We start from the raw sequence: 23,339 nt of genomic DNA, 5'->3' as shown, positions 1-23,339 counted from the left end.
TAGTTTCAACCAGTATCCGAAATTAACTAACAAAGCAGCTGGTGAGAATATTTTTCCAGCTGAGGGATTTTAAATGAATGTAATTCAAACACCTTTAAAAGATTGTGTCATCATTGAACCTAAGGTTTTTGGCGATTCTCGCGGTTTTTTCCTTGAAGCCTGGCATAAAGAAAAATATGAAAATGCAGGAATCAAAGGTAATTTTGTACAGGATAACCGCTCACGTTCGAGTCGAAATGTTTTGCGTGGACTGCATTTCCAGAAAACGAAACCCCAGGGTAAATTAGTCAGCGTAATCAGCGGGGAAGTTTATGATGTTGCAGTGGACCTGCGCCGCGATTCTGAGACGTTTGGTCAGTATGTGGGGGTTCTTCTTTCTGGCGAGAAGAATAACCAGTTGTACGTTCCTCCCGGATTTGCCCATGGATTTTGTGTATTAAGCGAATATGCTGATTTTCACTATAAGTGTACTGATTTTTACGATCCAAAGGATGAAGGTGGAATTATCTGGAATGATCCGGATATTGCGATTGACTGGCCGGTAACAGAACCACTTCTCTCAGAAAAAGATATTAAATTAATTACACTTGCAGAGTATAAAAAATCTTTATGAAAGCACATTATACAGTGATCGGTGGACGTGGTTTCATTGGCAGTGAAATCGTTGAAAACCTTCTGGCTAAGGGTGAGAATGTTGAGGTTCCACCGCGTGATGATAAGACTCTTTTTGAAAGAGATCTGGGAATTGTCATTTATGCTGCTGGCAATGGTGATTGTGCAAACACGCCGTTTGAAGTATATAAATCTAACACCGAGTTGCTGGCAACACTTTTGGAACGCGCTCAATTCTCGAAATTAATCTATATTTCATCAACGCGTGTTTACATGGAACAGGATAGCGCGTCGGAAATGGATAATCTTACGGTATGCACGAGCGATAACCGAAGGCTTTTCAATCTTACTAAACTGGTAAGTGAAGAGTTATGCTTAAAAAGCAACCGAGATACGATTATTGTCAGACCTAGTAATGTATATGGTTTGGCATTAAAGAGTAAGTTATTCCTACCTAGCATAATCAGAAATGCAATCTCGAATAAACATATTGATATGTATGTTGCCCCTGCCTATGCAAAAGATTATGTTTCAGTTACGGACGTTGCTGAGCTTATTTACCAGATCAGCCGTAAAAATGAGTATAGAATCTACAATATTGCATCAGGTGTTAATACAACAGCTGCTGATATTGCCGACTTAATTGCAAGTAAAACTGGTTGCACGATCAAATGGCATGAAGGTTTCAAAGGTGAATATTTCCCGCCAACAGATAATACCAGAACCACGAACGAGTTTGGCCATGTCTATAACAATGTATTGTCTGATATAGAAATAATGATTGATAACTTTAGAAAGAATATGACAGATGTCTAATTTTTTATTATCAGCCATAAAAAAAAATTTGGCGGATGAAGATAAAAGAAAAGTCTTTGTTAACTTCTTTTATCTTAGCCTCGAGAGAATCACTCAACTTGTTATCATTATTATCATTAACAGATTATTGATAAATAATTATGATTTTAGTGATTTCAGCAGTTGGCAATATTCTCTCGTCATTTTAGCTATATTTATGACAGGTACATGGATCTGTGGGGCCGAGGTGGTAATTCCTAAATTGCTGGATGCTCCATCTAAAATAAATACCACAATGAGCAACGTGATTATATTACGTCTGGCTGCAGGGACCTTCGTTGCGTTGTGCATGGTGGCATGGGGGTTTTTTGCTGCAAGTGGGCTGTCCAGACAGTTCATAATTGGTTTGGCCATATCTGTCGCATTGAGAGAAACTTTCATCGTCGGTTTAACATGGTACCAAAGCCAGGCTCGTCTCAAATTACCTTGCCTGGTACTAATGTTAGCTGCAATAATTAAACTTATTGTCATTTATATTGGTGTAAGGAATCAGTTACCAATAAATTATCTTTGGGTAGCATGGGTCATTGAATCACTTTTACCTTGTGGCTTTATCTTTTATTCTTTCAGAAAGGCTACCGGGTTTAGATTTGTGAAGGTTGATTCTGAAATTTTCTCATATCTTAAGATTGGCGTTGCCGTATGGTTTTGTTTGATCATGCAACAGGTCACGATGAAGTTTGATCGTGTATATCTGGAAGGTAAAATTTCCGGAGAAATGTATTCAAACTATGCTGCAGCACTTCAGTTGGTCGATAACTGGTATGCAATATGTATTCTGTTTGTCCAGGCAATTGCACCAATTTTTATATTTAAATTCATTGATATAACAAACATTAAAAGAAAATTACCATTCTGTGTTTTCGCTACACTTGCTGTAACCTGCGCAGGCGCATTATTTACAACAGTTCTTGCAGACATGATTATTCATATTCTTTATGGTACAAAGCTTGTTAATGCCTATAGTTATTTGCGAACGTTTGTCTGGCTAACCCCAATTTTAGCTATAGATCAATTGCTCAGTATGGTTCTAATTAGAATGAATCAGCTAAATAAATTAGCTATTAAGTGGTTGATAGCTTTCTGCCTGGTAGTGGCTGTTGTGCCTGCTATTTATCATTATATGGGTGTTAGTAACATCGTCTTCGGTTTAGCAGTAGTTTACGCCTTCAATATAATTTATTCTACGAGGTGCATTGGTGCAGTACAATGATAAGATTTCAATAGTGGTCCCTGCCTATTGTGAACCATCGAAAGTTAAGCGTTTCATGGATGCCATGCTGAATATTGATTATCCTGATAACCTTATTGAATTAATTGTTATTGATGATTGTAGTCCGGTTTCACTGGAAGAAATCGCAGCCTCTTATGGAGAAGCCTTTAAAGATAAAATAAATTTTTCATTTCACAGGAATCAGGTAAATTCTGGCAGGGCTATTTCCCGCAATGTTGGTATTTCTTTAGCGACAAACTCGTTGATAATGTTTATTGATATCGACAACCTGCTTGAACCTAATGCAATAAAAAAAATAGTTTCTTTTTTCCATGGTAAGCACTTCACTGCAGCCAGAATTAATATACGAATCGACCCAGCCAGACTTTCCACTAGCAATTATCTCCGTTATTTTGATAGCCGTTATCTCGGAGCGCGTAATATACCTGAAGGGATTATAAGTACTCGCTTCTTTGCAAGTGACGGCATTATCCTGACACGAGATATCATTAATACAATCGGTGGTTTTGATGAGACGTTCTATCATTACGGCTGTGAAGATGAGGAACTTGGCATCCGAGTTTCAAAAGCAAAATATGACTTTTATTTTTTACCCGATGCAAAGGCAGAAGACAGTGATACACCAACATTGCGCCGAGCATCAGAAAGAATGGTTGTGTATGCATCAAAATCTTTCCCTGTATTGAAAGAGAAACATCCGGAGTGCGTGAAGGACAGCCTCTTTTCATCCTACGAAGTAATGTTAGATGATACGAGACTCCCTAGTAAATTGCTCATAAATGTTATCCATCTTCTCCCACTTACAACAACCCGTAAAAGCCTTCTTTGGTTGTGTGACAAACTAGATACGAAAGCGATTAAAGTACCTGACTTCATATATAAGATCGTATTGGCACTTTCATATATTGAAGGTGGACGAATTCGACAGCTGAGGATGTAGGATGAGTATTTTTTTAATGTCCCCAGGTTTTGTGTATGCTTCAATTTGGCTGTTCACAATTATATTATATTCGCTTGGATTGACTACTAACATTAGCCCGCTCTCAAACGAGATGGTGGTGTTTTTATCAATTAATGTGGTTCTGGGTTTGATTTTTTCACTTCCATTTATCACTCCTGGCAGTATTAATCGCGTTCGTCTGGATAAAATTATGCCATCCTGGCGAGCGACTAAAATATGGCTCATCATTTGGTGCTTTGCGATAATTCCTGATGTGGTTGTTGCTGGCGGGATTCCAATGATTATGCAGTTTAGGGGCGGCTATAATTATACTGAGTTCGGTATACCGACGTATCATGGGATAGTTAATATGCTATTCCTTTTTGTTTTTCCGTCATTGTATTATCATTTTCTTTTGTCAAAAAGAAAAATTATTCTGCTGATTATACTATTGATGAGTATATGGGAAATGCTGGTCTTCAGACGAGGTATACTGATGTCTGGCCTCGTGGAAATATTCTTTTTATTTTTTATCTATAAAAAATTCACTAAAAAGATGTTTATTTACACAGTGTTTTCTGTAATCACAATAGTTCTCCTTTTTGGAGCAGTAGGAGATATCAGGGGCGCTGAAAATCCTTATCAATATTTGTTGTCACCAGAAGGACAATTTCTGTCGAGTTTGCCTTCAGGCTTCACATGGTTTTATGTCTATGTTACGGCAGGTCTTGCAAACCTTGCATATAACTTTGCGCACATAGTTCCGGTATACGATTTTACAAGCTTCCAGGATCTTTTCCCCAGTGTTATCCGAAATCTCATTTACAGTGATTTAGGATTCCATGATACCATGGCGTTAGTAGACGATAATGCCAACGTTTCGACAATGTTTGAAAAGCTAATGCCCGATCTTGGGATAGCGGGCTCCCTTATTGTGGTTACATGTTTACTTCTGCTTTTTAGTATTGCTTACAAGAATTTGCTTAAATCGTATCGTTATAGTTTGTTTCCTTATGCGATTGCAATGCAATGTGCAATATTCAGTGGCTTTTATAATTTATTCTTTATTCAAACATATTTTTTACTTTTCATTGTTACTCTTGTTTTTGTGAGAATAAAAATATTTACAGGGAGTCATTCTCATGTTTGAGTTAGTTAAAGATGATGTGCTGAGATATTACAAACTGACTGGGCGAAATAAATCAAAAGTATCTATCTTCGGTATAATATCGGCTTTTTTTGGAATGAAAATGACTCCAGTTATATTATACCGGATGAGTCATTTTTGCTTTAAGAAAAAAATACCTGTTTTAGGGAAGGTTTTTTCTCTAATAAATTTTGTTGTCTTTGGTGTTGAGATCGCTTCTAATTGCGAAATAGGTGGTGGTTTCTTTATTCCTCATTCGCAGGGCATTGTTATTGGTGCATCTAAAATTGGTGTTAACGCTACGATATACCAACAAGTTACTCTGGGTGCAAAAAATATAGATATTCCCTTTAATCACCTAAATCGCCCTGTTTTAGGTGATAATGTGGTTATTGCATCTGGGGCTAAGGTTCTTGGCGGTATTCGAATTGGCGACAACGTTATTGTCGCTGCTAACGCTGTTGTAATGCATTCCTGTGATAACAATGTGCTACTTGTAGGCATCCCGGCCGTTGTGAAAAAGAGTATTTGAAATGAAAGTGTTGTTTTTATGTCCTCGCTTTTTTAACTATGAAAATGAAATATCTGATGGATTAAGGCGAGCCGGTGCCACCGTTGATTATTTCGATGAAAAACCATTTAATAACGTATTTTTTAAAATATTACTCAGGCTTTGGAAAGATAATAATTTTCTTAAACGTATTTCAGATGCGTATTTTGAGAAAATTTTGCTTCAAACAAATGATGACTATGACTACGTCATAGTACTCAAAGGTGAATCTCTCAATAGAAAAAATTTATTAAAATTCAAAAATAAATATAAAAAAGCTAAATTCATTTACTACGCATGGGATTCTATTAAAAATTACCCTCATATTCAAGAGTATCTGAATTTATTTGACCGCGTGTTTACCTTTGATGATAACGATGCGCGAGAATATGATTTTATGACTCATTTGCCATTGTTTTATTCCCCGGATTTTGTAAGCACAGCGAAAAAAGACGCTTCAAAGAATTTTAAGCCATCTATTGCATTTCTCGGTACCGTACATAGTGACAGATACAGGCTATTGGGGGGAATTTATGAGAAATATAAAAATGAATATGATTTGAGGTTTGTTCTTTATTTCCCTTCAATTGTTGTCTTGGCAGGTTTTATTCTTACTAATATTAAGTCTATCATTAGGTTCAGACTTTTTAGTTTTACCCTTCGCTCTAGAAATAAAAAGCAGATAGCATCATTCTTCTCTAGTGCTGATGCGGTCCTTGATATCCAGCACCCCCGTCAGACAGGTTTGACGATGAGGACAATAGAATGCTTGCCTCTCAAGAGGAAATTTATAACTACCAATTCACGAGTTAAAAATTACGATTTTTATTCAGCTGAAAATTTTTACTTTATCGATCGCGATAATATCCATATCGACTCTGATTTTTTTGAAATCCCATATAACGATGCGCACCTGAATGCAATTTCGCGTTATAGTGTAGACTCGTGGGTAAAAACATTATGCTCGACTGATATCAGAGAAGATGTTGTTTAAATAAAGATATCTAATCTATTTTAGCTTAAAAGTATTGAGGTAGTAGAATGAAAGGCATTATCCTGGCTGGCGGTTCTGGAACACGTTTGCACCCGATAACACGTGGAGTCTCTAAACAACTCTTACCCATTTATGATAAACCTATGGTTTATTATCCAATGTCAGTGCTTATGCTTGCGGGAATTCGAGATATTCTCTTAATCACAACACCTGAAGATATGCCTTCTTTTAAACGTTTGCTGGGCGATGGCAGTCGTTTCGGAATTAATTTATCCTATGAAATTCAGCCATCTCCTGATGGCCTCGCGCAAGCATTCATTATTGGTGAAGAGTTTATCGCGGGTGATAAATGTGCCCTTGTATTAGGCGATAACATTTTCTTCGGGCAAAGTTTCGGCAGAAAACTTGAATCGGTTGTTTCCGGCAATGCCGGAGCTACTGTTTTTGGTTATCAGGTAATGGATCCAGAACGTTTTGGAGTTGTCGAGTTTGATGAAAACTTCAAGGCATTAAGTATAGAAGAAAAGCCAGCTGCGCCTAAATCCAACTGGGCTGTCACTGGCCTATACTTTTATGATGAAAACGTGGTTGATATGGCTAAACGTGTCAAGCCATCAGCACGCGGTGAACTTGAAATTACTACACTGAATGAAATGTATCTCGAGCAGGGGAATCTTCAGGTAGAATTGCTCGGCCGTGGTTTTGCATGGCTCGATACCGGTACCCATGATAGTTTAATCGAAGCATCACAATTTATTCATACTATTGAGAAACGACAGGGATTCAAAATCGCCTGCCTGGAAGAAATTGCTTACCGTAACGGCTGGCTCACTGAAAGTGAGGTCGTGACCTTAGGGAATGAGATGAGCAAGACTAATTACGGTCAATATTTACTCAATTTAATAAAGAATAGTAAATAGCAGTTATTGTTATCAAACAATATCATATCTTTCATGGGTATCTGGTAATAATTCTAAAATGAAAGCAAAATATTTTTTCTTTACCTCTGTACTTCTGTTACCTCCCGCATTCTCCGGCGAAAAACAGCAATGCGATTTTCTCTGGGGCACGGCATCCTCATCCTACCAGGTTGAAGGTGGTTGGAATATAAATGGAAAGGGGCCTTCAAATTGGGATTATTTTACCCATAATGAGGTCACAAAGTATACCATTGGCACTGTTCAAAATGGAGATATTGCGGCCAATCAAATTTCGCGAGATGTCTATCTAAAAGATATACAACTCATGAAAGAACTAGGTGTCAATTCGTACCGCTTCTCTATTTCCTGGTCAAGGATCATGCCCGACGGAGTGACGGTTAATAAAAAGGGATTAGAATATTATAGCCAATTGATTACTGACTTAAAAGACGCCAATATTGAACCTGTGATTACACTTTACCACTGGGACATGCCATTAGCACTTTATAAGAAAGGAAGTTGGTCTAATCCTGAATCACCAGTTTGGTTTGAGAAATATGCACAGGTCATTTTTGAAAATTTTGGTAGCAGAAGTCATTATTTTATAACTTTTAATGAGCCTGAAGGATACGTTTTTACTCTTGAACCTCTTGCAGCAAACCTTATTGATAAAAAGCCAGACGGATATCGTGACGTTTTATCCGTTGCTTCTCGTGGAAAACAAGCGGTAGCACTTCACAATCTTTTGATCGCTAATGCGATGGTTGTACGTAATTACCACAAAGCAAAATATGATGGACGTATTGGGATTGCATTAAACTTATCGCCATGCATTGATAATGACAATCCAAATAGTGCTACTGAGAAGTTATGTAACGATCTCCATAACAACTGGATCCTGGATGCCCTTTATAAGGGGAAATATCCTGATTCAGTATTGAAAATGTATCAGTCTGCATATCCTAAATTCAAGCCTACATCTCAAGATATGCAACTCATTACCCAGGGGAAACCTGATTTTATCGGCGTAAATTATTATGGTCCTACATTGGTTAAGCATGATAAATCTGAACCGTTTGAAATAGGTAACGTTCCAAATCCAGATAAAGAGCCTTCTGTCAACGGACCAGTCTCTCCAGAGGCGCTGGTAATGATGATGAAAAAGTTTGATACCCAATATTCGCATCCTACTTTCATTATTACTGAGAATGGTGCAGGTTTTGGTTTAGCCGATGAAAAACTTAATGATGGTATCATTTCTGATAAGTTGCGAGCAGACTATCTAAAGAGACATGTATCTGCAGTTATTGAAGCAAAAAAGGAAGGTTTGGATATCCAGGGCTATCTATTTTGGAGCTTACTTGATAATTTCGAATGGCTATGGGGTTACAAAAATAGGTTTGGCATAATTGGTGTTGATTTTGATGATAAGACATTGAAGCGTACACCGAAGTTAAGCTATTATAGCTATCAGAAAATTATTAAAGAAAATAAAAATCAATGTGTTTCATTGATGAAAAAATAACCTCACAATAAACCATGCTTTTGTTAAGGCTTAAGCGTGTCAATGACCATAATTACCTACCTCTGCTCTCGATTTCTGAGTTAAGATAATTCGATAATATCTCCACCGGGAAGTACCCCGGTGGGACCACACCTGACAGGAGTATGTAATGTCCAAGCAACAGATCGGCGTTGTCGGTATGGCAGTGATGGGGCGCAACCTGGCGCTCAACATCGAAAGCCGTGGTTACACCGTCTCCGTTTTCAACCGCTCCCGTGATAAAACTGAAGAAGTGATTGCCGAGAACCCTGGCAAGAAACTGGTTCCTTTCTATACGGTGAAAGAGTTTGTTGAGTCTCTGGAAACGCCTCGTCGTATACTGTTAATGGTGAAGGCGGGTGCAGGTACTGACGCAGCTATCGACTCCCTGAAGCCTTACCTCGAAAAAGGTGACATCATCATTGATGGCGGTAACACCTTCTTCCAGGACACCATTCGTCGTAACCGTGAGCTGTCTGCTGAAGGTTTCAACTTCATCGGTACCGGTGTTTCCGGTGGTGAAGAGGGCGCTCTGAAAGGCCCATCTATCATGCCTGGCGGCCAGAAAGACGCATACGAACTGGTTGCGCCTATCCTGACCAAAATCGCAGCCGTGGCTGAAGATGGTGAGCCTTGCGTAACCTACATTGGCGCCGACGGTGCAGGTCACTATGTGAAAATGGTTCACAACGGTATCGAATACGGCGACATGCAGCTGATTGCTGAAGCTTATTCCCTGCTGAAAGGCGGTCTGAATCTCTCCAATGAAGAGCTGGCTGAAACCTTTACCGAGTGGAACAAAGGCGAGCTGAACAGTTACCTGATTGACATCACCAAAGATATCTTCACGAAAAAAGATGAAGACGGTAAATACCTGGTTGATGTGATTCTGGATGAAGCAGCGAACAAAGGTACCGGTAAATGGACCAGCCAGAGCTCTCTGGATCTGGGCGAACCGCTGTCTCTGATCACTGAATCCGTCTTTGCGCGTTACATCTCTTCCCTTAAAGAGCAGCGCGTCGCGGCGTCTAAAGTGCTTTCTGGCCCACAGGCTAAACCCGCTGGTGACAAAGCCGAATTCATTGAAAAAGTTCGTCGTGCACTGTACCTGGGCAAAATCGTTTCTTACGCGCAGGGCTTCTCTCAGCTGCGTGCTGCGTCAGAAGAGAACAACTGGGATCTGAACTACGGTGAAATCGCGAAGATCTTCCGCGCGGGTTGCATCATTCGTGCGCAGTTCCTGCAGAAAATCACTGATGCCTATGCTGAAAACGCCGGTATCGCGAACCTGCTGCTGGCACCGTACTTCAAGAAAATTGCGGATGATTATCAGCAGGCGCTGCGTGACGTGGTTGCCTACGCTGTCCAGAACGGTATCCCGGTTCCGACCTTCTCTGCTGCAGTAGCCTACTACGACAGCTACCGTGCGGCTGTTCTGCCTGCTAACCTGATTCAGGCACAGCGTGACTACTTTGGTGCGCATACTTATAAACGCATCGATAAAGAAGGCGTATTCCATACCGAATGGATGGAATAAGTTAGCTTACTCGCTGTAATCAAAACCCGGAGCCTGTCTCCGGGTTTTTTTATGCAAAAAATGTCACCTGTTATTCGAAGTAGTCCGAATCTCGGCCCGCTCGTAGTGATTACTCCTGGTTTGCCTTGACAGTTCAGTTTGCCAGGAGGTACAAAGCCCAACAGTTATGTTTATCGCGATGGTCTGGCGGCCATCAGTACAGTTAACTCACAGAAGTCATTAGCGAATGAAAATAACAATCTCCGGAACAGGGTATGTCGGTCTTTCTAACGGCATTCTGATTGCTCAGAATCATGAAGTGGTTGCGCTGGATATCGTGCAGGCCAAAGTTGATATGCTCAATCAGAAAAAATCGCCGATTGTGGATAAAGAAATCCAGGACTATCTCAGCAATAAACCGCTGAATTTCCGCGCCACGACAGATAAAGAAGATGCATACCGCAATGCGGATTACGTCATCATCGCGACGCCTACTGACTACGATCCTAAAACCAACTACTTCAACACCTCAACGGTAGAAGCGGTGATCAAAGACGTTATCGCGATCAACCCTGATGCGGTGATGGTCATTAAATCAACCATTCCTGTCGGTTTTACCAAATCCATTAAAGAAAAATTTGGTATCGATAATATCTTCTTCTCGCCGGAATTCCTGCGTGAGGGCAGAGCGCTTTACGATAACCTGCATCCTTCGCGAATCGTCATTGGCGAACGTTCTGAGCGCGCTGAACGTTTTGCTGCGCTGCTTCAGGAAGGCGCAGTGAAAAAAGATATTCAGGTGCTGTTTACCGATTCCACTGAAGCTGAGGCGATTAAGCTCTTCGCGAATACCTACCTGGCAATGCGTGTGGCTTATTTCAATGAGCTCGACAGCTATGCTGAAAGTCTTGGACTGAATACCCGCCAGATTATTGAAGGGGTGTGTCTCGACCCGCGCATTGGCAACCACTATAATAACCCGTCATTTGGCTACGGTGGCTATTGCCTGCCGAAAGACACGAAGCAACTGCTGGCAAACTATCAGGCTGTGCCAAATAACCTCATTTCGGCGATTGTTGATGCGAACCGTACACGTAAAGACTTTATCTCCGATTCCATCCTTGCGCGTCAACCGAAAGTGGTTGGCGTGTACCGTCTGATCATGAAGAGCGGCTCCGATAACTTCCGCGCCTCTTCCATTCAGGGGATCATGAAGCGCATTAAGGCGAAAGGGGTTGAGGTTGTTATCTATGAGCCTGCCATGCCGGACGATCAGTTCTTCAATTCCCGGGTGATCCGCGACCTGGATGCATTCAAGCAAGAAGCGGATGTCATCATTTCAAACCGTATGGCGGAAGAGCTGTCTGACGTGGCGGATAAGGTTTATACCCGAGATCTGTTTGGTAGCGACTGATTCTCTGCTTTATCTGGTAAAAAACCCGGCTAAATTGCCGGGTTTTTTTATTTTCAAACCTTGTAAAAAGCGCGGTACCAGTCGACGAAGTTCTTCACCCCATCTTTAACTGAGGTTTGCGGTTTAAATCCGATCGCGTCATAAAGTGGCTGGGTATCTGCGCTGGTTTCCAGAACATCCCCGGGCTGGAGTGGCAGCATATTTTTCTCCGCTTTTTTACCGAGGGCCTCTTCCAGCGCGGTGATGTAATCCATCAGTTCCACTGGTGAACTGTTACCGATGTTGTAGACCCGGTAAGGCGCTGAGCTGGTTGCCGGCGAACCGGTCTCAACGGTCCAGTTTGTGTCAGACTGAGGAATAACATTCTGCAGACGAATAATTGCCTCAGCGATGTCATCAATGTACGTGAAGTCGCGCTTCATCTTACCGTAGTTATAGACATCAATGCTTTTGCCTTCAATCATCGCCTTTGTAAACTTAAACAGGGCCATATCCGGACGTCCCCACGGACCGTACACTGTGAAGAAGCGCAGGCCAGTGGTCGGCAGATTATAGAGATGCGAGTAGGTATGCGACATCAGTTCGTTGGCTTTTTTGGTCGCGGCATAGAGTGAGACCGGATGATCCACGGAATCGTCAGTGGAGAAGGGCATCTTGCGGTTGAGGCCATATACAGAGCTGGATGAGGCATACAGAAGATGCTGAACGTTATTATGTCGGCAGCCTTCCAGTACGTTGAGATGGCCGATAAGGTTGGCATCTGCATAGGCGTGCGGATTTTCCAGGGAGTAGCGTACGCCTGCCTGTGCGGCCAGGTGAATGACGCGATCAAATTTCTCACGAGCGAAAAGTGCAGCCATGCCTTCACGATCTGCTAACTCCAGCTTGTGAAAGGTGAAACGCTCAGATTGCAACCGTTCCAGACGCGCCAGCTTCAGATTGACATCATAGTAATCATTCAGATTATCAATACCGACAACCTGATGACCGACCTCAATGAGGCGTTTACTGACATTCGCACCGATAAAACCTGCAGCGCCCGTGACCAGAAATTTCATATCTTCCCTCAAATGCATTTACGTACTGATGCTTGTGTACATCAAATGATGTCTATGATACCGCGAAGACAGCAAGTTACATAACGCATCTTTCCGATATAACTCATCGGATTCTTATAGAAAAATTTTCAGCAATATATACACTATGCAAACATAATAATGTTTACCCTTTTTTATCTGTTAGGGATTGTATGACGCAAAACAACAATAGCCCGGTCAGCCGAAGCAATGACCCTGAGCATATTGATTTACTTGAATTAATGCAGCAGCTGTGGCGTGGGAAGGGGACGATAGCGATCTGTGTTGTTGTTTTTATCGCCATGGCAGTTGGATATCTGGCACTCGCGAAGGAAAAATGGACCTCAAAGGCTATTATTGCACAACCTGATGCGGCCCAGATTGCTACCTATTCAAATGCATTGAACATCCTCTATGGAAGTGCTGCCCCTTCAATGCTGGACATCCAAACGCGCGCGATTGGCCGTTTTAACTCTTCTTTCTCAGCGTTATCGCAGGCGCTGGACAATCAGGACGAACCTGAAAAGCTTACCATTGAGCCTGCTGTTAAAGGGGAAACGCTGCCGTTAAGCGTCACCTATACCAGTACATCAGCTGAAGCTGCTCAAAAGCAGCTTGCGCAGTACATCCAGCAGGTTGATGAACAGACGGCAAAAGAACTTGCTCTTGACCTCAAGGACAATATCAAGGAGCAGATTAAAAGCCTGAACGATTCTCTGGTAAGTCAGGAGAAGGTCGCTCAGGAGCAGAAAGATCTGCGAATCAAACAGATTGCTGAAGCGCTGAAAAATGCTGAGGCAGCGAAAATTACCTCGCCGCGCATTCAGCAAGCCCAGGATGTAACTCAGGAAACGTTGTTCCTGCTTGGAAGCGACGGGCTGAAATCGATGATTGACAATGAAGCTTCACGCCCGCTGGTCTTCTCAGCCGCGTACTATCAGACCAAACGAAACCTGTTGGACATCCAGAATCTGAACGTAAACCCGGACACTATTCACGTTTATCGTTACGTGATGAAGCCAAATCTACCTGTCCATCGTGACAGCCCAAAAAAACCTATTATTCTGATTCTTGCCGTGCTGCTGGGCTTAATGATCGGTTCTGTAGTGGTACTGGCGCGTAGTGGATTACGCAACTACAAACCTAAAGCCTGATTTGTAGATAAAAAAACCGGGGAATATCCCCGGTTTTTTTATTTGTGACGTTTGCGAAGATTTTCAATCACTGCCGTCAAATCCAGCTCCTGATCCTGCAGCAGCACCAGCAGGTGATACATCAAATCAGACGCTTCATTCGTCAGTTCCTCGCGGTCATGCACCGTCGCGGCCAGCGCGGTCTCAACGCCTTCTTCTCCCACCTTCTGTGCGATACGCTTGGTTCCGCTGGCGTACAGCTTCGCGGTGTAGGAACTTTCGGGATCCGCTGTTTTACGCTCTGCCAGCAGCTGTTCCAGTTGATACAGGAACAACCACTGGTGGCTCGTCTCGCCGAAGCAGCTGCTGGTGCCCTTATGGCAGGTTGGGCCGATTGGGTTTGCCAGCACCAGCAGGGTGTCGTTATCGCAATCAGGCGCGATGCTGACCACGTTCAGGAAATTACCCGAGGTCTCGCCTTTGGTCCAAAGGCGCTGTTTCGTGCGCGAGTAAAAGGTCACTTTGCCACTGTCGATCGTTTTCGCCAGCGCGTCCTGGTTCATATAACCCAGCATCAGCACTTCGCCTGACACGGCATGCTGGACAACTACCGGCAGTAATCCGTCCGTTTTTTCCCAGTCCAGCTGTGCCTGTTGTTGCTCTGTTAACATACCCTGATCTCCACGCCCTGGTCGGCCAGGTACGTTTTTAATTCACCAATATTAATAATCTGTTTGTGGAACACGGAAGCGGCCAGCGCGCCGTCCACGTTCGCATCGCGGAAGGCTTCGAGGAAGTGTTCCATGGTGCCCGCGCCGCCGGAAGCAATCAGCGGAACGTGGCAGACCGCGCGGACTTTTTTCAGCTGCTGGAGGTCATACCCATTACGCACGCCATCCTGGTTCATCATGTTCAGCACAATCTCGCCCGCGCCACGCTTCTGCACTTCCTGCACCCAGTCGAGCGTTTCCCACTGCGTTACGCGCGTGCGGTTTTCGTCACCCGTATATTGATTGACGTGGTACTTGCCCGTTGCGGCGTCATGCCAGGTGTCGATCCCAACCACAATACACTGTACGCCAAAACGATCTGCGAGGCGGGTAATGAGCTCCGGGTCGGCCAGGGCAGGGGAGTTGATGGAGATCTTATCGGCACCAAACGAGAGAATTTTGGCCGCATCGTCAGCGGATTTAATCCCGCCCGCCACGCAGAACGGAATATCGATCACTTCCGCCACGCGAGCTACCCAGCTTTTGTCCACCACGCGGCCATCGCTGGAGGCGGTAATATCATAAAAGACCAGCTCGTCTGCACCTTCATCGGCATAGCGTTTTGCCAGCGGGACGATGTCGCCAATGATCTCGTGGTTGCGGAACTGCACGCCTTTCACGACCTGGCCGTCACGTACGTCCAGGCAAGGGATTATCCGTTTTGCCAGCATTGAATCGCCTCCGTCACAGTAAATTTACCTTCCAGCAGGGCACGGCCCACAATCACACCCTGCACGCCGGTACCGCGCAGCGCGGCCACGTCGCTTATATCACCGATACCGCCAGAAGACTGGAACGCCACCTGCGGATAGCGCGCACAGACCTCTTCATACAGCGAGACGTTGGATCCCGCCAGCGTTCCGTCGCGGGAGATGTCAGTGCATAACACGTGCTTCAGGCCAACGGGCAGATAGATATCAACCAGCTCTTCCAGCGTCACGCCGGAGTTTTCCTGCCAGCCGCTAACGGCCACCTGCTTATTGCCCTGTTCGTCAATACGCACGTCCAGCGCCAGTACAAGGGCGTCGGCGCCAAAGCGGCGAAACCAGCCTTTTACCGTCTCAGGATCTTTCACGGCGGTTGAACCTACCACCACGCGTGCCACGCCAGCGTCCAGCAGCGCCGCAACGTCATCTTCCGTACGCACGCCGCCGCCGACCTGGACGGGCACATCAACACCCGCAACAAGTTGTTTAAGCAGCGGGATCTGGCGTTTCGCCGGATCTTTCGCGCCCGTCAAATCCACCAGATGCAATACCTGCGCCCCCTGGACGGCATAATCCTGCAGACGCGGCAGCGGGTCGTTTCCGTAGTCGCGCTGCTGGCCGTAATCACCCTGATGAAGACGGACAACCGTGCCGTCAATTAAATCTAACGCGGGAATAATCATCACATCTCCAGGAAGTTTTTCAGCAGCTGCGCGCCCGCGGCGCCTGAGCGCTCCGGGTGGAACTGCACGCCGAAGAAATTGTCTTTCTGTACGGCTGCCGTAAACGCCTCGCCATAAGTGCACTGGGCGATCGTATTCACGTTCACCGGCATGGCGTAGCTGTGCACGAAGTAAAAATACGCGCCGTCGTCGATGCCGCGAAACAGCCTGTCGCCCGCTTTGGCGTACACGCGGTTCCAGCCCATATGCGGCAGAGGCAGACCGTGGTCGGTCATTTTCGGCACGTCTTCATCAATAATGCCCAGCAGGTCAACGCCGTTGCTCTCTTCGCTGCGGCGGCCCAGGATCTGCATGCCCAGGCAAATGCCCAGCACCGGTTGGGTACAGGCTTTGATAAGATCGACCAGCTCGCGTTCACGAATCTGCTCCATCGCGGCCTGCGCGGTTCCCACGCCCGGTAAAAAGAGTTTGTCGGCACGCAGCACCACGTCCGGGTCACGGCTGACCATCGGCTCATAGCCGTGGCGCGCAATTGCCGATTTGACGGAGTTCAGGTTGGCGCATCCGGTATCCAGAATTACCACGTTCATTACAGCACTCCTTTCGATGAAGGCAGGGCGTCACCGTCCACGCGAATTGCCTGGCGCAGGGTGCGGCCAAAGGCTTTGAAGAGGCTCTCCACGCGGTGGTGGTCGTTCTTGCCTTTGGTCTTCAGGTGTAGCGTCAGGCCCATGGTGTAGGACAAGGAGCGGAAGAAGTGCTCCACCATTTCGGTGCTCAGATCGCCCACGCGCTGGTAGGTGAAATCGGCTTTATATTCCAGATGCGGACGACCGGAGATGTCCATCGCGCAGCGCGCCAGACACTCGTCCATCGGCAGAACAAAGCCGAAACGGTTAATGCCACGTTTATCACCGAGCGCCAGCTTCAGGGCTTCACCCAGCGCCAGACCGGTATCTTCCACGGTGTGGTGATCGTCAATGTAGAGATCGCCTTTTACCGTAATTTCCATGCGAAAACCGCCGTGGGTGGCAATCTGATCCAGCATGTGGTCGAAGAAACCGACGCCGGTGTGGATCTTGCTGCCGCCTTCGCGGTCCAGCCAGACCTTCACATCAATCTGCGTCTCTTTGGTGTTACGTTCAACGTGCGAGTAGCGGTCACGTTTTGTCAGCTGTTCACCAATCATCGCCCAGTTAAGGTTGTTACGGTCGTAGCGAAGCCCCGCGATGCCCATGTTTTCCGCGAGCGTAATATCAGTGATGCGATCGCCGATGACATAGCTGTTGGCTTTATCCAGCACATCCTCCGCCAGATAGCGCTCTACCAGCTTCACCTTTGGCTTACGGCAGTCACACTCTTCGGCCGGCATGTGCGGGCAAATCAGCACTTCATCAAACACCACGCCCTGAGAGGTTAGCACCTGCATCATTAAATTATGCGGGCCGTCAAAATCTGCCTGCGGGAAGCTGTCGGTACCCAGACCGTCCTGGTTGGTGATCATCACCAGCCTGTATCCGGCTTTTTGCAGCTTAAGCAGCACCGGGATCACGTCCGGTTCAAACGCCAGCTTGTCGAATCGGTCGACCTGAAAATCAGCTGGTGGCTCCGAAATAAGGGTGCCGTCACGATCGATGAAAAGGATCTTCTGGGTCATACTTTCTCCGCTTTCAGGGCGTCAATTACGCGCTGGCTCTCTGCACGGGTGCCGACGGTAATGCGCAGGCATCCGCTCAGAGAAGGTTGTTTATTCTGGTCTCGTAAGATAATGCCCTGATCCCACAAAGATTTAAATACGGCACTGGAGGCGGTGAAGCGAACCAGGATGTAGTTGGTTTCCGAGTCGAACACCTGCTCCACGCACGGGATATCCTTCAGGGCAACCACCAGATACTGACGTTCCTCAAGGATTTGCGCCACGCGCTCGCGCATCGCGTTAATCCCCTGAGGCGTTAGCGCCTGTGCCGCAATATCGGCAACCGGCGTCGAGAGGGGATACGGAGCGATCACTTTCAGCAGCAGGTCGATGACCTCCTTATTCGCCAGGGTGAATCCGCAGCGCAGACCCGCGAGGGCGAAAGCCTTCGACAGCGTACGCAGCACCACCAGGTGCGGATACTCTTCCAGCCAGCCTGCCAGCGTCGCCTGCGGACAGAATTCGATGTAGGCTTCGTCGGCCACCACCAGGGCTTTACCGCGCGTCATCTCCAGCAGGGTGCGGATATCCTGCGGATCGATAATCTGTCCGGTCGGGTTGTTCGGGCTACAGACAAACACGACTTTTACGCCATCGAGGTTGTCGGCAATCCCCTGCAGATCCAGCTGCCAGTTCTCCAGCGCCTGCACGTTGCGACACGCTACGCCGAAAGTTTCCGCGCTGACGCTGTACATGCCGTAGGTAGGCTGGCAGTACATCACCGCATCTTTGCCAGGCTCGCAGAATGCGCGGATCAGCAGTTCAATGCCTTCATCTGCGCCGCGGCTGACCAGCACCTGCTCCGGCTTCACGCCCGCGTACTGGGCGTAGTTTTCAATCACTGCTTTCGGCTGACACTCCGGATAGCGGTTCAGCGTTTGCTGCGACAGCTCAAACTGCACCGCCGTTGGATACTCGTTGGCGTTCAGCCAGACATCCCCTTTGCCGCCCAGACGACGCGCAGACTGATAGGGCGTCAGGCGACGGACATTTTCGCGGGCTAATTCTTCAATGTTCATGCTTGCTCCTTCAGGGCTGCAACGCGCAGCGTAACGGCATTTTTGTGGGCGGTCAGGCGCTCGGCAGCGGCAAGGGTTTCAATGGTGGACGCCAGTGAGGCAAACCCTTCACGGGAGAGTTCCTGCACGGTCATGCGTTTCTGGAAGTCCGCCAGCCCCAGGCTGGAACAGGTAGAGGTGTAGCCATAGGTGGGCAGCACGTGATTGGTGCCGGAGGCGTAATCGCCTGCGGACTCCGGTGACCAGTCGCCGAGGAACACCGAGCCAGCGCTGGTAATGCGGTCTACCAGATCGCGCGCGCTGCGGGTCTGAATAATCAGGTGCTCCGGACCGTACTGGTTGGAGATAGCAATACACTGGTTCAGATCGCGCGCCACAATCAGGCGGCTGGCCGCTAAGGCCTGGCGTGCCGTGTCGGCGCGGGGCAGATCGTCAAGCTGACGCTCCACGGCTTCGCCCACGCGTTTCGCCATATCGGCATCCGGCGTCAGCAGGATGACCTGCGAGTCCGGGCCGTGTTCCGCCTGAGAAAGCAGGTCGGAGGCGACGAAGTCCGGCGTTGCGCCGCTGTCGGCAATCACCAGCACTTCAGACGGACCGGCAGGCATATCGATGGCCGCGCCGTCCAGACGCTGGCTGACCTGACGCTTGGCTTCGGTCACATACGCATTGCCCGGGCCAAAAATTTTGTCGACCTTAGGAATGGAGTCTGTGCCAAACGCCAGGGCCGAAATCGCCTGCGCGCCGCCAACTTTATATACCGCCTGCACGCCGCATAGCTTCGCCGCATAAAGGATCTCGTCGGCAATCGGTGGCGGTGAGCAAAGCACCACTTTCTGACATCCGGCAATGCGCGCCGGTGTCGCCAGCATCAGTACGGTGGAGAAAAGCGGGGCAGAGCCGCCGGGAATATAGAGACCGACGGAGGCAACAGGGCGGGTTACCTGCTGGCAACGCACGCCGGGCAGGGTTTCCACATCCACGGTCTGCAGCTTTTGCGCGGTGTGGAAGGTGTCAATGTTTTTCACCGCAACGGCCATCGCCTGCTTGATGTCGTCGCCCAGACGATTGCTGGCATCAATGATTTCCTGCTCGGTAACCTGTAATGCACCGACTTCCGTCTTATCAAATTTTGCACTGTATTCACGCAGCGCGTCATCGCCACGGGCTTTGACGTTATCCAGGATCTCCGCCACGGTGCGCGAGATGCTTTCAGAGGCGGAAATCGCCGGGCGCATCAGCAGCTCGCGCTGCTGTGCGTCGCTACAGGTATTCCAGTCGATGATTGTGTTAAAGCTCATGGCAATTACTCCATCATCTTCTCAATTGGCAGCACCAGGATGGAGCTTGCGCCCAGCGCCTTCAGTTTTTCCATGGTTTCCCAGAACAGGGTTTCGCTGCTCACCATGTGCATCGCCACGCGCTGCTGATCGCCCGCCAGCGGCAGGATGGTCGGGCGCTCGGCGCCCGGCAGCAGGGCAATCACTTCATCCAGACGCTCGGTTGGGGCGTGCATCATGATGTATTTGGATTCACGCGCCTGAATCACGCCCTGAATGCGGGTCAGCAGCTTGTCAATCAGCTGCTGCTTGGCGTCTGCCATCTCTCCGTCGCGCTGAATCAGGCATGCTTTAGAGCGGTAAATCACTTCTACTTCGCGCAGACCGTTCGCTTCCAGCGTCGCGCCGGTAGAGACGAGGTCACAGATGGCGTCCGCCAGACCGGCACGCGGCGCCACTTCAACAGAGCCGTTCAGCAGGCATGACTTAAACTGCACGCCTTTCTGGTCGAGATAACGCTTTAACAGGTGAGGGTAAGAGGTGGCGATACGTTTGCCGTTCAGCGCGGCCGGACCGTCCCACGCTTCGTCAACCGGCGTCGCCAGCGACAGGCGGCAGCCGCCGAAGTCCAGACGACGCAGGGTAAAGTAACGCGGATCTTCGCCCTGCGCACGGCGGGTCAGCAGCTCTTCTTCCAGCACGTTTTCCCCGATGATGCCGAGGTCAACGACGCCGTCCATGACCAGGCCGGGAATATCGTCATCACGCACGCGCAGAATATCGATGGGCATGTTTTCAGCCAGAGCAATCAGGCGCTGGGTGTGCAGGTTAATTTTAATCCCGCAGCGGGCCAGCAGTTCGCGTGAATCGTCGCTCAAACGGCCTGATTTTTGAATAGCTATGCGTAAGCGTGAGTTATCTAACATTCTTTATTCCTCGTTAACCTGTTTTAACCTGTCTGAATTCGGTCCAAAAAAAAGCCCCCGGAAGAAGATCTTCCGGGGGCTTTCTCATGCGTTCATGCACCACTGGAAGATCCAAACGTCTTCCAGCACACATCGCCTGAAAGACTAGTCAGGATGATGGTGATGATGGTGGTGTTTAAATTGAACGCGTGTCATATAAATTCTCGATGAATGCTTATTCATTTGATGTCTTTTAACCTAAACCAGTTGTACGACATATTGCAAGGGCTTTTTTTGATCATTAATTCATTTCATATTGATGCTATGAATTGTGTGTTCTGCCGGGCTGGCGTAGCCTTATAAAAGACGAGTGAGAGTCAGGAGAATTCGCATGAAAAAGGTCGCGATTGTCGGTTTAGGATGGCTGGGAATGCCGCTGGCGATGTCATTAGCCGCGAAAGGCTGGCAGGTGACCGGGAGCAAAACCACGGCGGATGGGGTAGAGGCAGCGCGCATGTGCGGTATTGATGGCGTTGAACTGCGACTTGAACCGGAGCTGGTGTGTGATGCTGACGATCTGGACACGCTAATGAACGTCGATGCGCTGGTGATCACGCTACCCGCGCGGCGCAGCGGTCCGGGTAAGTCGTTTTATCTGCAGGCGATGCAGGAGATTGTCGATAGCGCGCTGGCTCACCATGTGCCGCGCATCATTTTTACCAGCTCGACGTCGGTGTATGGCGAAGTTGAGGGCGTGGTGAAAGAGAGTTCCGAGCGCCGTCCCGTTACGGCGAGCGGTCAGGTTCTGAAAGAGCTGGAAGACTGGCTGCATCATCTTCCCGGCACGCAGGTCGATATTGTTCGTCTGGCGGGGCTGGTTGGCCCGGGTCGCCATCCGGGACGCTTTTTTGCCGGAAAGTCGGCGCCAGATGGCCAGCATGTTGTCAATCTTGTGCATCTTGATGATGTGGTTGGCGCGATTGAGCTACTCTTACAGGCCCCGAAAGGTGGACACATCTATAATATATGTGCACCGTCTCATCCGACGCGCAGCACGTTTTACCCGCTGATGGCACGTCAGCTGGGCCTGGCGGCGCCGGTTTTCGGTGAGGCAAAGGATGACAGTAAAGGCAAAATTGTTGATGGCAATCGCATTTGTCATGAGCTGGGGTTTGAGTATCAGTATCCCGATCCGCTGGTGATGCCCATGGAATAAATCCCGCAGCGGAGACCGTCGCACACCGAAAGGGGGCGAGCATGAAACCGCTGCTGGATGTTCTTATTATTCTGGATGCACTGGAAAAAGAGGGGAGCTTTGCCGCAGCGTCGGCAAAGCTCTACAAAACCCCATCTGCGTTGAGCTATACCGTTCAAAAACTGGAAAGCGATCTTAATATCCAGATCCTCGATCGCTCCGGACACCGCGCTCGTTTTACCCGTACCGGACAAATGCTGCTGGAAAAAGGCCGTGAAGTCCTCCATACCGTTCGTGAACTCGAAAAACAGGCCGTGAAACTCCATCAGGGATGGGAAAACGAGCTGGTTATTGGCGTGGATGATACCTTTCCGTTTTCTCTCCTCACGCCGCTGATTGAAGACTTTTATCAACATCACAGCGTGACCCGGCTTATCTTTATCAACGGCGTGCTGGGTGGCTCCTGGGATGCCTTAACGCAGGGCAGGGCGGACATTTTCGTTGGTGCACTGCATGAGCCCCCCCAGCTGAGTGATTTTGGTTTTGCCCGGCTGGGCGTGCTGGAGCAGGTGTTCGCCGTGGCGCCACATCATCCGCTGGCTCAGGTGCCTGAGCCGCTTAACCGCCGCGTGATAAAAGGCTACCGCGCCATCGTGGTCGGGGACAGTTCTCGTCCGGAATGTGCGGTTTCGTCGCAGCTGCTTGACGAGCAGGAGGCCATCACCGTTTTTGACTTTAAAACCAAGCTGGAGCTGCAAATAAGCGGTCTGGGCTGCGGCTATTTGCCCCGCTATCTGGCACAGCGGTACATTGACAGCGGTGCGCTTGTTGAAAAACAGGTACTTGCTCAAAACAGTCAAGAATCGGTATGGGTAGGGTGGAATGAGCAAACCGCGGGGCTGGCCAGCGCCTGGTGGCGGGACGAAATTTTAGCAAATAGTGCTATCGCCGCTGTATATGCTCAGGGCAGTGTCGAGAAATCAGCCAGTTAGAAAAAAGAAAATTACCCGCTGCGTTGCAAAGTATTGCCTTTTGTATCCGATGTGGGGCAAAATGCCGCCGCTGCAACCAAATGAATAATCGACGATATAAAAGGCGTCGGTTATTTTTTTTTGCATGTACGAAACGAAACTAAAAACCAAGAGGCCGG

The 23,339-nt window shown here is 47.7% G+C and carries 24 protein-coding genes and 1 other annotated feature; of the genes, 14 read left to right on the top strand and 10 right to left on the bottom strand.

Features of this window, described 5'->3' with window-relative positions:
• The first annotated feature begins 73 nt into the window (after positions 1 to 73).
• The 11 genes from rfbC (at position 74) to ugd (ending at position 11,725) form a co-directional block, all read left to right on the top strand.
• A complete protein-coding gene (gene rfbC, locus V1587_RS17020; RefSeq protein ID WP_371897224.1) occupies positions 74 to 613 on the top strand; it encodes a dTDP-4-dehydrorhamnose 3,5-epimerase in 540 nt (179 codons plus the stop codon).
• Positions 610 to 1,428, top strand: coding sequence for an NAD-dependent epimerase/dehydratase family protein (locus tag V1587_RS17015; RefSeq protein WP_371897223.1), 819 nt, complete (start codon positions 610 to 612; stop codon positions 1,426 to 1,428). The genes rfbC and V1587_RS17015 overlap by 4 nt, the downstream gene beginning before the upstream one ends.
• Entirely contained in the window at positions 1,421 to 2,680 is a 1,260-nt protein-coding gene (wzx, locus tag V1587_RS17010; protein WP_371897222.1) for an O45 family O-antigen flippase, read from the top strand. The genes V1587_RS17015 and wzx overlap by 8 nt, the downstream gene beginning before the upstream one ends.
• Positions 2,667 to 3,641 carry a glycosyltransferase family 2 protein gene (locus V1587_RS17005; protein WP_371897221.1) on the top strand — a complete coding sequence of 325 codons (975 nt, stop codon included), beginning with the start codon at positions 2,667 to 2,669 and terminating at the stop codon, positions 3,639 to 3,641. Before wzx ends, V1587_RS17005 begins: the two co-directional genes overlap by 14 nt.
• 1 nt (position 3,642) lies before the next feature.
• Positions 3,643 to 4,791: an O45 family O-antigen polymerase gene (wzy, locus tag V1587_RS17000; RefSeq protein ID WP_371897220.1), complete on the top strand. Its 1,149-nt coding sequence runs from the start codon at positions 3,643 to 3,645 to the stop codon at positions 4,789 to 4,791.
• A complete protein-coding gene (locus V1587_RS16995; protein ID WP_371897219.1) occupies positions 4,784 to 5,320 on the top strand; it encodes a serine O-acetyltransferase in 537 nt (178 codons plus the stop codon). The genes wzy and V1587_RS16995 overlap by 8 nt, the downstream gene beginning before the upstream one ends.
• A gap of 1 nt (position 5,321) precedes the next feature.
• Positions 5,322 to 6,332 (top strand): hypothetical protein, encoded by a 1,011-nt coding sequence (locus V1587_RS16990; protein ID WP_371897218.1) that lies wholly within the window; start codon positions 5,322 to 5,324, stop codon positions 6,330 to 6,332.
• A 47-nt stretch (positions 6,333 to 6,379) separates the two neighbouring features.
• Positions 6,380 to 7,252 (top strand): glucose-1-phosphate thymidylyltransferase RfbA, encoded by an 873-nt coding sequence (rfbA, locus tag V1587_RS16985; RefSeq protein WP_371897217.1) that lies wholly within the window; start codon positions 6,380 to 6,382, stop codon positions 7,250 to 7,252.
• A gap of 58 nt (positions 7,253 to 7,310) precedes the next feature.
• Positions 7,311 to 8,777 carry a glycoside hydrolase family 1 protein gene (locus V1587_RS16980; protein ID WP_371897216.1) on the top strand — a complete coding sequence of 489 codons (1,467 nt, stop codon included), beginning with the start codon at positions 7,311 to 7,313 and terminating at the stop codon, positions 8,775 to 8,777.
• Positions 8,778 to 8,925: 148 nt separating this feature from the next.
• Positions 8,926 to 10,332, top strand: a complete 1,407-nt coding sequence (gene gndA, locus V1587_RS16975) for an NADP-dependent phosphogluconate dehydrogenase (protein WP_371897215.1) — start codon at positions 8,926 to 8,928, stop codon at positions 10,330 to 10,332.
• A gap of 226 nt (positions 10,333 to 10,558) precedes the next feature.
• On the top strand, positions 10,559 to 11,725 hold the full coding sequence (gene ugd / locus V1587_RS16970; protein ID WP_371897214.1) for a UDP-glucose 6-dehydrogenase: 1,167 nt from the start codon (positions 10,559 to 10,561) through the stop codon (positions 11,723 to 11,725).
• Between the two features lie 53 nt (positions 11,726 to 11,778).
• Here ugd and V1587_RS16965 read toward each other — a convergent pair whose 3' ends face one another.
• On the bottom strand, positions 11,779 to 12,783 hold the full coding sequence (locus V1587_RS16965; RefSeq protein ID WP_371897213.1) for an NAD-dependent epimerase: 1,005 nt from the start codon (positions 12,781 to 12,783) through the stop codon (positions 11,779 to 11,781).
• 191 nt (positions 12,784 to 12,974) lie between these two features.
• Between V1587_RS16965 and wzzB the strand changes: the two genes are divergently transcribed.
• Positions 12,975 to 13,955: an LPS O-antigen chain length determinant protein WzzB gene (gene wzzB, locus V1587_RS16960; protein ID WP_371897212.1), complete on the top strand. Its 981-nt coding sequence runs from the start codon at positions 12,975 to 12,977 to the stop codon at positions 13,953 to 13,955.
• Positions 13,956 to 13,993: 38 nt separating this feature from the next.
• Here the strand turns inward: wzzB and hisIE are convergent, their stop codons facing one another.
• The 9 genes from hisIE to hisL all read right to left on the bottom strand — a co-directional run bounded on the left by hisIE (position 13,994) and on the right by hisL (position 21,210).
• Positions 13,994 to 14,605, bottom strand: a complete 612-nt coding sequence (gene hisIE, locus V1587_RS16955) for a bifunctional phosphoribosyl-AMP cyclohydrolase/phosphoribosyl-ATP diphosphatase HisIE (RefSeq protein ID WP_371897211.1) — start codon at positions 14,603 to 14,605, stop codon at positions 13,994 to 13,996.
• Positions 14,599 to 15,375: an imidazole glycerol phosphate synthase subunit HisF gene (gene hisF, locus V1587_RS16950; RefSeq protein WP_371897210.1), complete on the bottom strand. Its 777-nt coding sequence runs from the start codon at positions 15,373 to 15,375 to the stop codon at positions 14,599 to 14,601. The genes hisIE and hisF overlap by 7 nt, the downstream gene beginning before the upstream one ends.
• Entirely contained in the window at positions 15,357 to 16,094 is a 738-nt protein-coding gene (hisA, locus tag V1587_RS16945) for a 1-(5-phosphoribosyl)-5-[(5-phosphoribosylamino)methylideneamino]imidazole-4-carboxamide isomerase (RefSeq protein ID WP_371897209.1), read from the bottom strand. The genes hisF and hisA overlap by 19 nt, the downstream gene beginning before the upstream one ends.
• On the bottom strand, positions 16,094 to 16,684 hold the full coding sequence (gene hisH / locus V1587_RS16940) for an imidazole glycerol phosphate synthase subunit HisH (protein ID WP_371897208.1): 591 nt from the start codon (positions 16,682 to 16,684) through the stop codon (positions 16,094 to 16,096). The genes hisA and hisH overlap by 1 nt, the downstream gene beginning before the upstream one ends.
• Positions 16,684 to 17,751 carry a bifunctional histidinol-phosphatase/imidazoleglycerol-phosphate dehydratase HisB gene (hisB, locus tag V1587_RS16935; protein WP_371897207.1) on the bottom strand — a complete coding sequence of 356 codons (1,068 nt, stop codon included), beginning with the start codon at positions 17,749 to 17,751 and terminating at the stop codon, positions 16,684 to 16,686. Before hisB ends, hisH begins: the two co-directional genes overlap by 1 nt.
• Positions 17,748 to 18,809 (bottom strand): histidinol-phosphate transaminase, encoded by a 1,062-nt coding sequence (gene hisC / locus V1587_RS16930; RefSeq protein ID WP_371897206.1) that lies wholly within the window; start codon positions 18,807 to 18,809, stop codon positions 17,748 to 17,750. Before hisC ends, hisB begins: the two co-directional genes overlap by 4 nt.
• Entirely contained in the window at positions 18,806 to 20,110 is a 1,305-nt protein-coding gene (gene hisD / locus V1587_RS16925) for a histidinol dehydrogenase (RefSeq protein ID WP_371897205.1), read from the bottom strand. The genes hisC and hisD overlap by 4 nt, the downstream gene beginning before the upstream one ends.
• Before the next feature lie 5 nt (positions 20,111 to 20,115).
• Positions 20,116 to 21,015, bottom strand: a complete 900-nt coding sequence (gene hisG, locus V1587_RS16920) for an ATP phosphoribosyltransferase (protein WP_000886595.1) — start codon at positions 21,013 to 21,015, stop codon at positions 20,116 to 20,118.
• Between the two features lie 45 nt (positions 21,016 to 21,060).
• Positions 21,061 to 21,184, bottom strand: a sequence feature (His leader region).
• Complete coding sequence (gene hisL, locus V1587_RS16915; RefSeq protein ID WP_001364200.1) at positions 21,160 to 21,210, bottom strand: his operon leader peptide; 51 nt, start codon at positions 21,208 to 21,210, stop codon at positions 21,160 to 21,162. (Overlaps the previous feature by 25 nt.)
• A 175-nt stretch (positions 21,211 to 21,385) precedes the next feature.
• Between hisL and V1587_RS16910 the strand changes: the two genes are divergently transcribed.
• Entirely contained in the window at positions 21,386 to 22,210 is an 825-nt protein-coding gene (locus V1587_RS16910) for an SDR family oxidoreductase (protein WP_395314430.1), read from the top strand.
• Positions 22,211 to 22,251: 41 nt separating this feature from the next.
• Complete coding sequence (locus V1587_RS16905; protein ID WP_395314429.1) at positions 22,252 to 23,181, top strand: LysR substrate-binding domain-containing protein; 930 nt, start codon at positions 22,252 to 22,254, stop codon at positions 23,179 to 23,181.
• Positions 23,182 to 23,339 lie beyond the last annotated feature (158 nt).

The organism is Enterobacter sp. ECC-249, from assembly GCF_043965265.1.
GTDB classification, from domain to species: domain Bacteria; phylum Pseudomonadota; class Gammaproteobacteria; order Enterobacterales; family Enterobacteriaceae; genus Enterobacter; species Enterobacter quasiroggenkampii.
The sequence above is the reverse complement of the archived record's forward strand: the minus strand, read 5'-3'. Positions and strand labels throughout refer to the sequence as shown.